The organism is Pseudomonas sp. ok266 (genome assembly GCF_900110195.1).
GTDB classification, from domain to species: domain Bacteria; phylum Pseudomonadota; class Gammaproteobacteria; order Pseudomonadales; family Pseudomonadaceae; genus Aquipseudomonas; species Aquipseudomonas neuropathica.
The window spans coordinates 403,436-417,580 of the sequence record NZ_FOCU01000007.1 but is presented as its reverse complement, the minus strand read 5'-3'; the positions used below and the strand labels follow the sequence as shown (position 1 = coordinate 417,580).

Here is a 14,145-nt window from a genome sequence, read left to right as displayed (position 1 = left end):
GCGCACATCGCCGACAGCCGCCACGGCCAGCGCACCTACGGCTACGACGCCCTCGACCGGCTGATCCGCGTCCGTCACTCACGCGACGAACTGCCGGAATCCTTCGCCCACGACCCGGCCGGCAACCTGCTGATGCAGGACCGTCCCGGCCCCAGCCAGATCCAGGGCAATCGCTTGCTGATGCAAGGCGATCGTCATTACGACTACGACGCCTTCGGCAACCTGATCCGCGAACGTCGCGGCCGCGCACAGACACTCGTCACTGAATACCGCTACGACTGCCAGCACCGCCTGATCGGCCTGACCCGCCCCGACGGACAAACCGCGTGTTACCAGTACGACGCTTTTGGCCGGCGTATCCGCAAAACCGTCAACGGCGAGACCACCGAGTTCTTCTGGCAAGGCGACCACCTCATCGCCGAAAGCAGCGAACACGAATACCGCAGCTACGTCTACGAACCCGGCACCTTCCGCCCGCTGGCACTGCTCGACGGCAAAGGCCCGAAAAAAGCCTGCCCCTTCTACTACCAACTCGACCACCTCGGCACCCCGCAGGAACTCACCGACTACAGCGGCGACATCGTTTGGTCCGCGCAATACGACGCCTACGGCAAAGTCGCCACGCTGACACTGGCCGGCGAGGACTACCTGAACCAGCCGCTGCGTTTTCAGGGGCAGTATTTCGACGGCGAAAGCGGCCTGCATTACAACCGGCACCGGTACTACGACCCGAGGTTGGGACGGTATTTGACGCCGGATCCGATCAAATTGGCCGGTGGCTTGAATCAGTACCAGTACGTGCCGAATCCGACGGGGTGGGTGGATCCGTTGGGGTTGAACTCCAACTGCCCGCCGCCGAATAAGCCTGGGTGTGAGGTGCCGGGTGGAAGTGACGGGGCTCAGGTTGATGAGAGTGAGCCACAATTACCGGACTTAATCCATGGCATTGACCCACACTCAGTGAAGCGAACGCATGCAATTATGGGAAAAAAATCAACTAAACACGTCGAAAAAATAAGGGATCAAATGCGAGCGGGTGGCTACGATGTCAGCTATCCCATAGACGTAGCAGAACATCAGGGCACCTTCTATATTCTAGATGGACATCACCGTGCAGCAGCTGCAAAACAAACAGCAACGCCAATAACTATAAAATTGATCACAAACATCAGAGAGCATAAAGGACAACTTAATACGATCGAAGAGGTCATTGAATCAGCTAACAATGTCGGATACGACCGATTGGAGCATCACAGAAGAAAATGAAAACAGCCGATAAAAATCTTGAGAACCTAATAACTGACTTTCTTTCAAAAGTTGAAAGTGGAACAGAATTACTACAAAAAAAATTTGGCACTCGGAATATTTTAAGACTCTGGCGGAGCAAGCAAATCGAACGCTGCGGTGAAATAACTGATGAAATTAAATATGAACTGCACGGCGTAGGGTGCGCCATTCATTTCCCATCAGAATCAGTGGACTTCGATTACGGTTCGAACAGCAGAATCGACGGCTTTGACGTATGGCGCCTTTACATTTACGCTTCGGACAGGCCGCATATATATGAAAAATACTGCGACAAGAAAACACTCGAAAAAGAATTCAAAGAGCTTATTTCTTCAAACAGAATCGAAAAAATGTCGATCAATGACAATCTTTATGTCCTGGTTAAAACCGAATAAAAACATACCAGCACGCATTCCAAACCAGCAATGAAGCCCGGCAGCGCTACCGGGCTTCTTTATTTGCAACTAACGAGCGACGTGCGACAGCCTGTCATCGACCCCCGACTCAACGGAACCCACCCCGTGAATCAACGGCCCATAACGCCGGCTGAACTCCCAGTTGTACGGCACGCCATCCTTGCTGGTGCCGTTGTCCCAGTTCACCGACCAGGTCATCAGGCCTTTGATCGGTATCCCCTTGATCGCCAGACGCTTGAGGACATTCCCGACCACGGTTTTGTCGATCACATACCCGGTAGCCGCCGCATCGTTGTTGGCCGGTAGGCCGATGACGAACTTGTCCGCCGCGATGCGGGTGAAGCCGCGTGTGCCGGTTACCAGACTTTCGGTCAGGTAGTAGAGGAAATCCTCCTTCAGCGCATCGTTGTTCTGCGCAATCCACGCGCCCGCGCCGTTGTTGGCTTCCGGCACCCAGACCCCGTCGCCACCCTGGTTGTAGAATTGCGGGGCGATGAAGTCGTAGTAGCCTTCCAGCGCCTGCAGATAGCTCAGGTATTTGCCGGTGCTGGTCAGGTATGGAAACTCCGGGGCCATGCTGATGATGAAGTGCTTGCCTTGGCCTGCGTAGTGATCCTTGACCAGTTTCAGTGCGGCCGGCAGGACGGTCTTGTTGGCCGCGAAATCAATCGCGCTCTGTTCAAGATCGATGTCCAGGCCGTCGAAGCCGTAGGTTTCCACCAGACGGATGATTTCATTGGCCAGCGGTTGTTCCTGACCGCTGCGCAACTCGATGTGCGCATCGGCGCCACCGAGGGAGATCAACACGGCCCGCCCTTGGCTGTTGAGCACGCCGACCTGACGGCGGAACTCGGCATCGGAAACGTTGAACGGCTTGAAGGTCGGAATGCCGCTGCCCTTCATAAAGGCTACCGCGACGACGTTGTATTCCTTGGGCACCTCTTCCAGCGACAGGCTGGCGAAGCGGCCCTGACGATAACCATCGCTCGGGCCTGCGGGCCAGTTGTGCCAGAAGCCCATGAGGATCTTTTTGCCGGCAATGCTCGGCATCAGCGACGCGGCATCGCTCGCGGCGTTTTGCACTAAAGAGAAATCGATTTTTGACATGTTCTAATCCTTCAGAACGTGTGGGTTTGGCGACGCAGCGCCGTTATTTGAAGTCGACGTCGAAAGCCTGATAGAAGGCGTTGCCGGTATTGGCGACGATCCACATCAGCACGATCACGTGATGGCCTTTTTTGTTGGCCGGCAGTTTCACCGCGTGATTGACCTTGGCCTTCAGCTCATTCGGGTAGCTGTAATACGGCACCTGAGTGTAGAAGTCCTCGAAGAACGGTTGGCTTTCCAGTTGCGCACGGGTGATGCGCTGTTTCGGGTCCCAGCCGTCCTTGGTGATCAGCCAGCGATAGCCGCGAGTGGTGTGCGGCGCGGTGTATTCCCACTTGATTTCGAGGGTTTCTCCCGGGGTGACATTGAGCAGCGGCCAGGTGAATGGACGACCGAGTTTCTTGCTCATTTCTTCATGGGTGAAGTTAACGCAGTCGCGGGCATCACTCTTGCCACCGCTGAGGATGTAGCCGTCGGCCGGTGGCGTGACACTGTCCGAGTCGCTCTGGTATGGCGCCGGAAACGGCCCCGCTGCCAGCGCCGGGAAATTTTTCCCGCCTTCCATTTCATTGACCTGCCAGGCACCGAGCAGTCCTTGCTCAATGGCCACCGCACCGCGGCTGGCAGGAGAGATGACGCGACCATGTCGCAGTTGGGTTTGTGCTTGTGGTTGATTCATGTTTTTCACTCCGTTGATTTAAGAACTCTCCTTTCCGAGGAGAGGCCTTCAAGCTAACGGAGGCGAATTTTTTGTCCATCGGCGGTTTTGTCGCAGTCAGCGGATGAAGGCCAGCAAAACACCGCAAATACTGGATGCATATACAGTCTTTTACGATAATACCCACCCGAGATGACGCCAAAAGATTACACGCCGATGCTGCAAAAACTGCCATTCAGTACTCACGGCAACTGTGCCTTGAACTCCTTTTCGTATTGCCCGGCGAGTTGTACTTTCTGTTTCTCGTTGAGCAATTTGCCGGCCATCTGGAAGAACTTCTGTTCTTCTTCCTTCAAATGATGATGAACCTTGTCCGACAGCTTCTTCGCGGTTGCCAACCACGCCGGACTGGACATCTCGGTCTCGTCGAGTTCTTCCATCATCTCGTCCATTTCATGGTGTTCAGCGATGGCATGGCGGCTCAGATCGACACCCTCGTCAAGCTCCATCAACGGAATGTAGAAATGGCGTTCTTCGGCGGTTTCGTGGGCCTGGAGTTCGGCTTTGAGTTGTTTGTACGCCTCGACCCGCTCCGGGGTGTCGCCGCTGGTTTCGATCAGGGTTTTGGCGTAGCTACGCTGGCGCTCATGGCTTTCGCGAAGGGCTTCGAAAATATTCATGGGGGATCCTCATCAACCGCGTGCTGGAATGACGCTGTAAAAGCTAGACCCCGGCGCGTGAGCGGCAGTTCCACCGGGTTGAGAGGGGCTTGGAAGATCACCGCCGGGCAGGATAGGCTGCCGGTTCAAACCACAAGGAAGTCAGGCATGAACTTGCGCATCGAGTTGTCACAACATTCCACAGAAGAAGAACGCCAAGCGATTCTCGCCCCCCTGCATGCCTATAACGTGGCCAAGGCCGGGATCGCGGTATCCGAACCGCTCACCCTGCTGGTGCGTGACGATCACGATCAGATTCTGGGTGGACTCTATGGCCGGCTGGTCTGCCAGTGGTTGTTCATCGATTTGCTGTCAGTGCCTGAAGCAGGCCGGGGCCAGGGTATTGGCTCGAAACTGATGCGCATGGCCGAAGAGCTGGCGCGGGAGAAAGGTTGCATCGGCGCATGGCTCGACACGTTCGACTTTCAGGCACCGGAGTTCTACAAGAAACTCGGGTACAGCCAGTTTGGTGAGATTGTCGATTATCCGCCGGGGCACAAGCGGCATTTTTTCCAGAAGCGCCTGAACGGTTGAATGTGACGCCGCCTTCGCGAGCAAGCTCGCTCCCACACTGGATGAGTGATCGACAAAGAATCGATGTGGGAGCGAGCTTGCTCGCGAAGGCGGCTTGAACCTCACCGCGACCATTGGCCCTACAGACAGGTCGCCAACGCCGCCAACCGGCGCTTGGCGACAAAATCATCCTTCTGCGCGTAGTAATTCAGCGTCGTCCCCGATGCTTCGGTGAGCACATCGACAAAAGACTCAGCCGAACGGGTATACACCGTTGTACCGCCCGATTTACGCGGTTCCAGATACGCCGCCGCATCCACGCCAAACACCGCTTCGTCCTGCCAGCCGAACTGCACACAACGCGCCACGTCTTTTTCGGCTTTGTCCGACGTCAATACCTTGTACGGGGTTTTCGTGCGAGCATCGTCCATCACCGAGCCTGCGCAACCGGCCAGCAGTGTCGCGGCCAGCGCTACCATCAGAATTCGCATTGCATTCGCTCATTCAGAAAAAAGCGGACTGTATCATCGCAGCAGCAGGAATCGTTCTGCTTTACTGCATTTATAGCGCGACAGGCGCAGGCCGCTGCGGCAACCTAAGGTCATCAGCCTCACAAGGAAAACACATGGCGCCTACCGACCAGCGACATGAACATGCCCTGAAAGTATTTCTCGACGCGCGTCCCGAACTGCGCGAATCCCTCGACCACCTCAACCCGCTACTGGCTCAGGCCAAAGGCGAAACTCAGGCGCAGTATCGTGAAGAGCGACTGCATGAAGCATTTGAGGCTGAGGCGGAAGAACAAGGTCTGTTTGCCTGGGAGCTGACACTGCTACTCACGGCCGCAACGCCTGAGGAATACCAAGCGCAACGCCTTGAGGTGCATCGTGAAGTCGCAGAAATGGCTCATATGAGCTGGCTGGAATATTGCGATCTGTATGGCATAGAACCATAACCGCCGCCCAAGGACACTTCTACCGATGCTGCCATCCGCCTCGACTCACCGCGCCAGCCCCGGGCATCTGCACACTCAGAAGTGGCGCGGGCGGATTGGTCTGGCGCTGGTGGCCGGCCTCTCGGTACTGGCCGGCATGACCGACGCCATCGGCTTTATGGCCAGCGGCGACTTCGTCTCGTTCATGAGCGGCAACACCACCCGACTTGCCGTGGCGATCAGCGATGGTGATATCGGGCTGACCCTGCGTTTGTTGATCCTCGTCGCCACTTTTATAGCCGGGAACGCCTTGGGCGTTATCGTTGCCCGTTTCGGTGGCCGCCGGGCGCTGCCGTTGCTGCTGTGTATCGCCACCCTGCTGTGTGCGGCGGCCGCCTGGCCATTCGACACCCAACTGCCGGCGCTGATGGCGGCGATCATTGCGATGGGCATGCTCAACGCGTCGGTCGAAGAGGTGAACGGCTTGCCGGTCGGACTGACTTACGTGACTGGCGCATTGTCGCGGTTCGGCCGTGGTTTGGGGCGCTGGATGCTTGGCGAACGGCGCAGCGGCTGGCGGGTGCAATTGGTGCCGTGGAGCGGGATGTTTATCGGCGCGATTCTGGGGGCGGTGCTGGAACACCACCTGGGACTGAAGGCGATGTTTGTCAGCGGTGTGCTGGCGGCGGTGATCGGCTTGGTCTCGCTGAAAATCCCACGGCGCTGGCAACTGGGCTATATGCCGCGCTAACCGAGGACAACAAAATCTTTGTAGGAGTGAGCCTGCTCGCGAAGACGCCGGCACATTCTTCATCTTCACCAACTGACAGACCGCTATCGCGAGCAGGCTCACTCCTACAAGGTTTCGCGGCAGCCTCGATAAAGCTTTATCATGGCCGCAGTTTTGCTGATCGAGTCCGTCATGAAGTTCGCCATTGCGCTGTTTTCCGCCGCCCATGCGCCCTCCTCGCGCCGCGCCCTGCTGTTTGCACAAGCCGCGCTGGCCGGCGGGCATGAAATTGTCCGGCTGTTTTTCTATCAGGACGGCGTTTACAACGCTTCGGACGCGGTGGTCACCCCGCAGGACGAACTGGACCTGCCCAAACAATGGCGCACCTTCATCACCGAACAAAAGCTCGACGGCGTGGTGTGCATCGCCGCCGCCCTGCGCCGTGGTGCGCTGAACGCTGAAGAAGCCAAGCGCTATCAGCGTGACGCCGTTTCCGTCAGCGCGCCGTGGGAATTGTCCGGCCTCGGTCAGTTGCATGACGCGGTACAAGACGCTGACCGCTTGATCTGCTTCGGAGGTGCGTGAGATGGCCAAGTCCCTGTTGATCATCAGCCGCCAGTCGCCGTGGTCAGGCCCCGCGGCCCGCGAAGCGCTGGACATCGTACTGGCCGGCGGCGCCTTCGATCTGCCCATTGGCTTGCTGTTTCTCGATGATGGCGTGCTGCAACTCGCCGCCGGGCAGAACGCCAAGGCCCTGCAACAGAAAGACCTCAGCGCCAACCTGCAGGCACTGCCAATGTTTGGTGTAGAAGAACTGTTTTACTGCGCCGACAGCGCCAGCACTCGTGGCCTCGGCACTCTGTCGCTGGACGAAGCGCAGCCGCTGGCCGCCGAGCAAATCACCGCCCTTATTGACCGTTACGACCAGGTGATCACCCTCTGATGTCGACTTTGCATGTGTTGTCTCATTCCCCGTTCGGCGATGATCGCCTGACCAGTTGCCTGCGCCTGATCGGCAGCGCTGATGCTGTGTTGCTGTCCGGCGACGCGGTCTATGCTCTGCAACCGGGCACCGCGCCGTTCACCGCCCTGCAAAACCGCCAGATCAAATTGTTGGTTCTGGCCGAAGATGCACAGGCTCGCGCCATCGAAGTCCCGGACTGGGCTGAGGCCATTGATTACCCGGCCTTCGTCGAGTTGTCGATCCATCACGACAAGGTCAACAGCTGGCTATGAATTCCATGACCGTCGGCGCCCGCGCCATCGAACTGGACAAGGACGGCTTTCTCGTCGACCTCAGCGACTGGTCTGCCGATGTTGCCAGCGCCCTCGCTGCCGCCGAAGAGATCGAGTTGACCGCCGAACACTGGGAAGTCCTCGAACTGCTGCGTAGCTTCTACAAAGAATTCCAGCTGTCCCCGGCCACCCGGCCGCTGATCAAGTACACCGCGTTGAAACTCGGCCCGGACAAAGGTAACAGCCTGCACCTCAACCGACTGTTCAAAGGCACCCCCGCCAAACTCGCCGCGAAACTGGCGGGCCTGCCCAAACCGACGAATTGCTTATGACCCGGAGCTTTGCGACAGTTAGTTTCATGTGTTACTAAAATCGTGGATGTGACTGTTGGGAATAAGAGTCGCACTGGTAGCTTTTATCCAATACATGCAGACATTCATTGCTCGACGACAGGGTAGATAGATGGAGTTAGTGTAAGGAACCAAAGATTTTGTGATCGCCGGACAACCTTACCAAGGGTTCCCTATTTTGCTGTGGAACTCCAAAGAGAGCTTCACGCCAATCAGTTCTTCCGCAACTACCTCCTCCGTGGTGACATCGGCTCCAAACAATCCTGGCCAGGTACCGGCCGAGCGCTGTACGACTACGCGTATCCTCGCCTTCTCGCCAGACTTACACGCTGCCCTGTCAGGGTGACTGACGACCCAATTGAACGCTCCCCCCAATGCGGCGACTTTGAACCAGTCGGTCGGAGATTATTTATCGGCTCCCAGCGTCACCAAAATAATCATCCTTCGCGACCAGGCCGAAGTTATCGGTGAGTTCCAGGCCATCCTCATTGATCAGATGTTGTTTTCGCCGTTTCTGCTTAAGTTAAGCCAAAGATAGGAAGAAACTCTCTTCGAACAGGTGCAATTCATAGCGCTCCCCATCGTGGGTAGTGCCATAACCCTATTGTGCTTGCAGTGTGCCGAACTGATGTCCACCAGTATCCAAGCGGGTGGAGCAACGGCACACATCGCATACGACGTCAGTGACGCTCTCGAACTTCGACTTTCCAGGTTATTTTCATCGGCGGCTCCTTCGACGACTTTGACTCTTCATTTCAGCATACAGGCTCTAGGACGGACTGCCGATAAAGCACTGTACTCAGCAAAGACAGGCGTGCGAAACATGAGCGCTATCACCAACTGAAAATACTGGCAAGGCTAAGCGGGCAGGGAACGACAGGCCGGAGGACTCCGCATTCCGGCCTGCGTAAAGTGTGTGGTGTTAGCTACTGTGCGGTCTGTTTGAGGTACCAGTAGTGTGTCGCATCCAAAGACGCCTCAAAAATCCCAAGGATTTCATTGATATCCTTCTGCGTTGAGATCAACGGAGGACAGAATGCCAACGCATCTCCTATAACCCGATTTATCATTCCACGCTCCTGAGTCTGAGAGGACAGATACCGCCCGAGTCTGCCAACAGAATTAAATGGCTCTTTCGTATGCGCGTCGGCTACCAACTCAACTGCCGCAATCAAACCTACACCACGAACCTCGCCAACCATTGGATGATCAGTAAACTGCTGAAGCCCATTGCGCAGGATAATCCCCATTTCAGCAGCGTGTTGAACCAGCCCCTCCTCTTCAATAATTTTTAGATTTTCCAGGGCCACCGCAGTAGCTACCGGGTGCCCGCTACCAGTCAAGCCATGCCCTAACGTGCCGATCGAATGGCTCTGATCGGCAATGTCATGGTAGACAGCGTCGTTAATCAATATGGCTGCAATGGGCTGATAGGAGGATGACAGCTGTTTGGATAACACCATGATGTCTGGCTCGATATCAAAGGTCTCGCAACCGAACATATTGCCGGTTCGACCGAAACCGCAAATGACCTCGTCCGCAACAATCAAGACGTCATGCTTGCGACAAACCTTCTGAACCTTTTCCCAGTAGGTCTTCGGCGGGACGATCACTCCCCCCGCTCCCATCAGCGGCTCGCCATAAAACGCTGCGACCGTCTCAGGCCCTTCCTTGATGATCAGATCATCGAGTTCTCGGGCAAGGCGATCAGCGAATTGTTCCTCGGTTTCACTTGGTCGACCATATCGGTAAAAGTGTGGACAGCTAACATGTAGGAAGCCCGGCAGCGGAACATCAAATCCGCGCTGATTTGCCGGCAGCCCAGTGAGGCTCGCACTTACGGTAGTGACGCCGTGATATGCATTCTGCCGACTGATGATCTTTTTCTTGGAGAGCTTCCCCTGCGCGTTATTCCGATACCACAAAAGCTTAACTACCGTGTCATTTGCCTCAGAGCCGGAGTTGGTGAAAAACACTTTGCTCATCGGCACTGGAGCCATCTCAACCAATTTTGCGGCGAGTTCGATGCTGGGACGGTGTGCCTTACTGGAAAACACATGATAGAACGGCAGTGTACGTAGCTGCTTTTCGGCAGCTTCGATCAGCCGATGGTTGCTGAACCCAAGCGCCACGCTCCATAGCCCTGACATCGCCTCAATGTATTGCTTATTTTGATTGTCATAAACATGAACGCCTTCTCCACGCTCGATAATGAGGGGCCCAGCCAATTCATGAATTCGAGCATCCGTATAAGGATGGAGGTGATTTTTTATATCTTTTTGTGCAAGTAAATCCATCATGTTTTTCTCGAAGTGAGAGAGGACTCGGTAAATCAAGGGCCGTGTAAAAGCCCAGATTAAATTCAGGAGCAACCGCACAAGGCTCCGCAGCTAGTACAACTAGCTGCCAAGAGCCTTGAAGTAAAAACGGAATAAGCACCGCAATCGGCGTCAGAATTTAATTAACTAATCAAAGTTCGCCTACCGGTGATTTTCTAAACCTATTGGCGAACCTGCTCGCAAAGAAGACTTTAGAGCTGCTGCCAAAAAATCCAGGTCAAAAGTAATAACCGATGTTCATGTACAGCTGGTTTTCCCACTGGTTGTTACCACCGGCCCCCAGACTCTGGGTCAGGCTACCGCCGCCGATGACCGGATCATTCTTTCCGTACAACCATTCTGTAGCGATCCACAATTTATTGAGGGAGAACGAGGTGCCGAATATCATCCGTTGCGAGGTCTTGAAATCGTTTTCGGATTTATCGAAAGCGCTGTAGTTGGCGTATAGTTTTACGCCACTGATTTGATCGAACAGGTACTTGCCACTGACGTCGTAGCTCACATCCGCGACGTACAAGTTACCCCGACTGGCGACGTTGAAGGTGCCGTCGTAACTTCCGAAAGTTACCAGCTCATCGGTGCCGGGGTTGCGCGGGGACATCTGCTGCCGTGCGGCTTGCAATTGCAGGCCCCACGGGCCGTTTTTGCCGATGTAGTGAACCGCCATAGCATTGCGCCGGCCATTATTGTCTGTGTCGCGGTTCTCCAGAGTCGAGGTAAGGCCAGAGATCCCGACTTCGGACTTCCACGGCCCAAGGTCAAGCGCCTTGGCCAAACGCAGTACCACTGTGTTGCGCTCTTGGTTGTTGCTGCCGTCGGTTACGTAGCTGTCCGCTTCGGAGACCACGCTGGAATAGGTTTCACCATTACTGGTACCTTTGCCCTGCCAGGCAGGCCGCAGATAGTAACCGGCCTGGATATTCCAGTCACCGCTTTGCTGGATGTACTTGGCACCGACTTCTTCGATGTCTTCCAGCCCCATGACGCTGCCCAAGGTTTGATAGAACGTGCTGCCGAAGTATGGCTGCAAACCGAACGGTAACTGGTTCAAACCGACTTGGATCTGCTGATCGGAGTTGAACTTGTAGCCGATCCACGCCAATTCAGCGAACTGGACGTCACCGACATTATTTGTGTACTTGTAAGGATAAGCTCGACCGTAGAAACGGTACTTGGCTTCGCCAATCCAGGTGTCGGAGTTGTACTTCGCACTGAGGATTGCAGTATCAAAGTTAAACGTCTGGATGTCACGATCTGGGTCATAGTCCCAACGCGCCCGGACGGCACCGCCGATATCCAGGTTGTCGGTCACCTGGATCGCCATCGTTGGAGTGGTAAGAACGCTCAATAACGCCAGCGGGGTCAATGTGCGCAACGCGCGGGTGGTATTCAAATGCATGGTCGCTCCATCTCTAAGTTTTATTTTTGGCAACAACCATCCCGGCCACGGCAAAGCGCAGTCTGGATGAAATGGGTTAATGCCCGAAGGCTGATGACGCAAGCTGCGCCCAGCTGTTGGCCGTCCCTGAGGATCAGCCGGCAGCGGAACTCAGGTCCGCTGTCGGTCTAGCTTCTTGTTGCGCTTGCACCTAAGCGCTATACGTGACCGCCAGCAGGTTCTGTATTTAGTTGCGAGCCTTTACTCAACTGCGTTGCACTTCCTCAACCACAGCGGCACATGCGCGGAAGGTGTCCAGCGTCAACTCCGGATTGATAAAATCCGGCCAGCTGGAAAGCTTGACGATTGTTACTTCAGAAGCCGGGTCCCAATAAATACTCTGACCAAATACCCCGCGTGCCGAATAGGTACCTAGTTCACTGTCCAACACCCAGCACTGATTGCTGTAGGCCGCGTTAGGAAAGCTTTTGACGTAGAAGCCATAAAGGACTTCAAAAGCCGGTGTCGAACCACGGCCGCATGCCCGTACAAAGTTTTCTGGAACAATTTGCTGTCCGTTGAAATGTCCACCTTGCAGATACATTTGGGCAAAACGCCCGAGATCACGAAGCGTTACACTCATCCCGCCATCGGCCAAAGCAGTTCCAACGCAATCGAGGGTGATATTCGCGTCCTGTTCTGCACCCAGTTTTGACCAGATTTCCCGACTCAGTAAAACGGGGAGCCGCTCTCCACACGCCCGCTCGCAGACCCAGGCGAGCATGTCGGTATCCACAGAGCGGTATTCAAAGAACTGTCCATGGTCACGGTCTTTATTGAGTGACTTCAACAAACCATAAATACTGTCGGGCGACTTCAGATCACCGCGCTCACGCCAACCCGATGCAACATCCAACTGGATGAATTCAGCGTCCGGATCGGTGTAGTCCTCCCTGAACCTGACTCCTGTGCGCATATCCAGCAGATCCTGTATCCGGGCGTCGCCATAACCACGATCCGCAACCTCGGGCACATAGTGGCTGACACGGGCTTGGGGATCGATTCTGCCTTGGCCGATCAACCTGCCAACCAGACTACCGACGACAGTTTTGGATACCGATTGCAGCAGATGCAAAGTGTGTGGCTGCATACCGTTAAAATATTGTTCCGAAATCACCCGGCCCTTTTGAAGCACCAAAAAGCCATCGGTGTAGCTGTCGATTAAAAAACTCGCCAGATCGGTTTGCGCACCGTCGACCCGCTGAAAACGTACGCCGTCCAGTGAGCGTTCGTTGCGCTCAAGTTCGGTAACCGGTCCGGAGCCGCGATGAATGGAGGCCACCGGAAATAACTGGCTCATATGTTGGAACGACCAGCGGTTATAGGGCGGGCTGTCCCAGTTATTTTGGGCGATTTGCTTTTCCCGGGGCGGTGGATAGCCCTGCATCAGTTTTAAATCCTGGTAACTGATGCCGGGAGCGGTCGTGTCGTTTTTATTGTACATAGGGGTTCAGCTCTCATCGTTCAGAGGGTGGTGGCACGAAAAACGGTGTTCGTGATCCTGAGTCTCGATCGGAACCTCTTGGCGACAACGATCGCTTGCTCGCAGACAACGAGGCGCGAAATGACACCCTGCAGGCCGGTTCAAGGGGCTAGGGATCTCGCCACTCAGAATTTGCAATTGGTCTCGACGCTCCGGGTCGATGGAGGGCACCGAATTGAGCAGCGCGCGAGTGTATGGATGACGTGGTCTCCCGAACACCTGCGCTACAGGTCCCGCTTCGACGATGCGCCCTAAGTACATCACCAGCACTTGCTGCGCCAGATACTCGACCGTCGCAAGGTCGTGACTGATGAATAGGTAGCTCAGGCCATTGTTGGCCTGTAACGTCTTCAACAATTGCAGCACTTGGGCTTGTACCGATACGTCAAGCGCCGCCGTAGGCTCGTCGAGAACCAGCAGTTTCGACTCCATGGCCAGCGCCCGGGCGATAGCGATACGTTGCAACTGGCCTCCGGAAAACTCATGGGGATAGCGCTCCATGTGCTCCTCGCCCATCCCCACACTTCCCAACAGCGCAAGAACGCGTTCGTGCAACGCAGCACCGCGCAAACCAAAGGCAACCTTCAGCGGCTCGGCAACAATCGCCTTGATTTTCATTTTCGGGTTCAGCGAGGCGTAGGGATTCTGGAATACCATGCTCAAGCTTCTGCCCCGCTCTCTGGCATCAATGGGCAGCGGCCGACCTTCGACCAGAATTTGCCCGCTGTCGGCTGGCAGCAGACCGAGCAAGGTCGCGGCAACCGTACTTTTTCCACAACCGGATTCCCCCACCAGCGCAACGGTTTCGCCGACCTTTACCTCGAGGTTGATGTGGTCGATGGCGGTCACCAGGCCGTCGCGGCTGGCGTAGGTTTTGTGCAACTGATTGACGCTCAGCAGCGCGGGCTGTTTGTTGTTATTCATAGCCGTTTACC

Annotated in this window: 16 protein-coding genes and 1 pseudogene; 9 read left to right on the top strand and 8 right to left on the bottom strand. The window is 55.6% G+C overall.

The annotated features are described in order from the left end of the window. The coding region (locus BMY54_RS15865; protein ID WP_177344587.1) for an RHS repeat-associated core domain-containing protein at positions 1-1,266 on the top strand (1,266 nt) is incomplete at its 5' end. After that, the gene (locus BMY54_RS15860) at positions 1,263-1,682 is read left to right on the top strand and encodes a DUF6896 domain-containing protein (protein WP_093434357.1); all 420 of its coding nucleotides are present in this window, start codon (positions 1,263-1,265) and stop codon (positions 1,680-1,682) included. The genes BMY54_RS15865 and BMY54_RS15860, both read left to right, overlap by 4 nt. 126 nt (positions 1,683-1,808) lie before the next feature. Here the strand turns inward: BMY54_RS15860 and BMY54_RS15855 are convergent. From BMY54_RS15855 to BMY54_RS15845, 3 genes and pseudogenes are all read right to left on the bottom strand, one after another. Next, positions 1,809-2,810: pseudogene (locus tag BMY54_RS15855) on the bottom strand (chitinase); the annotation flags it as partial. Between the two features lie 43 nt (positions 2,811-2,853). Further along, a complete protein-coding gene (locus BMY54_RS15850) occupies positions 2,854-3,489 on the bottom strand; it encodes a lytic polysaccharide monooxygenase auxiliary activity family 9 protein (protein ID WP_093434351.1) in 636 nt (211 codons plus the stop codon). Between the two features lie 221 nt (positions 3,490-3,710). Continuing rightward, a complete protein-coding gene (locus BMY54_RS15845) occupies positions 3,711-4,148 on the bottom strand; it encodes a hemerythrin domain-containing protein (RefSeq protein WP_093434348.1) in 438 nt (145 codons plus the stop codon). A 147-nt stretch (positions 4,149-4,295) separates the two neighbouring features. Between BMY54_RS15845 and BMY54_RS15840 the strand changes: the two genes are divergently transcribed. Continuing rightward, positions 4,296-4,721, top strand: a complete 426-nt coding sequence (locus BMY54_RS15840; protein WP_093434345.1) for a GNAT family N-acetyltransferase — start codon at positions 4,296-4,298, stop codon at positions 4,719-4,721. Between the two features lie 119 nt (positions 4,722-4,840). Here BMY54_RS15840 and BMY54_RS15835 read toward each other — a convergent pair whose 3' ends face one another. Continuing rightward, a complete protein-coding gene (locus tag BMY54_RS15835; RefSeq protein WP_093434342.1) occupies positions 4,841-5,191 on the bottom strand; it encodes a hypothetical protein in 351 nt (116 codons plus the stop codon). Between the two features lie 134 nt (positions 5,192-5,325). Here BMY54_RS15835 and BMY54_RS15830 point away from each other — a divergent pair, with 134 nt between their 5' ends. The 6 genes from BMY54_RS15830 (at position 5,326) to BMY54_RS15805 (ending at position 7,932) form a co-directional block, all read left to right on the top strand. Then, entirely contained in the window at positions 5,326-5,655 is a 330-nt protein-coding gene (locus BMY54_RS15830) for a DUF6388 family protein (protein WP_093434389.1), read from the top strand. Positions 5,656-5,680: 25 nt separating this feature from the next. Further along, a complete protein-coding gene (locus BMY54_RS15825) occupies positions 5,681-6,385 on the top strand; it encodes a YoaK family protein (protein ID WP_093434339.1) in 705 nt (234 codons plus the stop codon). A gap of 171 nt (positions 6,386-6,556) precedes the next feature. Continuing rightward, complete coding sequence (gene tusD / locus BMY54_RS15820) at positions 6,557-6,949, top strand: sulfurtransferase complex subunit TusD (protein WP_093434386.1); 393 nt, start codon at positions 6,557-6,559, stop codon at positions 6,947-6,949. A gap of 1 nt (position 6,950) precedes the next feature. After that, on the top strand, positions 6,951-7,307 hold the full coding sequence (tusC, locus tag BMY54_RS15815) for a sulfurtransferase complex subunit TusC (RefSeq protein WP_093434336.1): 357 nt from the start codon (positions 6,951-6,953) through the stop codon (positions 7,305-7,307). Next, positions 7,307-7,600, top strand: a complete 294-nt coding sequence (tusB, locus tag BMY54_RS15810; RefSeq protein ID WP_093434334.1) for a sulfurtransferase complex subunit TusB — start codon at positions 7,307-7,309, stop codon at positions 7,598-7,600. The genes tusC and tusB overlap by 1 nt, the downstream gene beginning before the upstream one ends. After that, positions 7,597-7,932: a TusE/DsrC/DsvC family sulfur relay protein gene (locus BMY54_RS15805; protein WP_093434332.1), complete on the top strand. Its 336-nt coding sequence runs from the start codon at positions 7,597-7,599 to the stop codon at positions 7,930-7,932. Before tusB ends, BMY54_RS15805 begins: the two co-directional genes overlap by 4 nt. A gap of 944 nt (positions 7,933-8,876) precedes the next feature. On the opposite strand, the gene BMY54_RS15790 is transcribed toward BMY54_RS15805, so the two are convergent. From BMY54_RS15790 to BMY54_RS15775, 4 genes are all read right to left on the bottom strand, one after another. Continuing rightward, a complete protein-coding gene (locus BMY54_RS15790; RefSeq protein WP_093434383.1) occupies positions 8,877-10,250 on the bottom strand; it encodes an aspartate aminotransferase family protein in 1,374 nt (457 codons plus the stop codon). 256 nt (positions 10,251-10,506) lie between these two features. Beyond that, complete coding sequence (locus BMY54_RS15785; protein ID WP_093434330.1) at positions 10,507-11,688, bottom strand: hypothetical protein; 1,182 nt, start codon at positions 11,686-11,688, stop codon at positions 10,507-10,509. Positions 11,689-11,932: 244 nt separating this feature from the next. After that, entirely contained in the window at positions 11,933-13,171 is a 1,239-nt protein-coding gene (locus BMY54_RS15780; RefSeq protein WP_093434327.1) for a serine hydrolase domain-containing protein, read from the bottom strand. Between the two features lie 6 nt (positions 13,172-13,177). After that, positions 13,178-14,134, bottom strand: coding sequence for an ABC transporter ATP-binding protein (locus BMY54_RS15775; protein WP_093434324.1), 957 nt, complete (start codon positions 14,132-14,134; stop codon positions 13,178-13,180). Between the last annotated feature and the right edge of the window lie 11 nt (positions 14,135-14,145).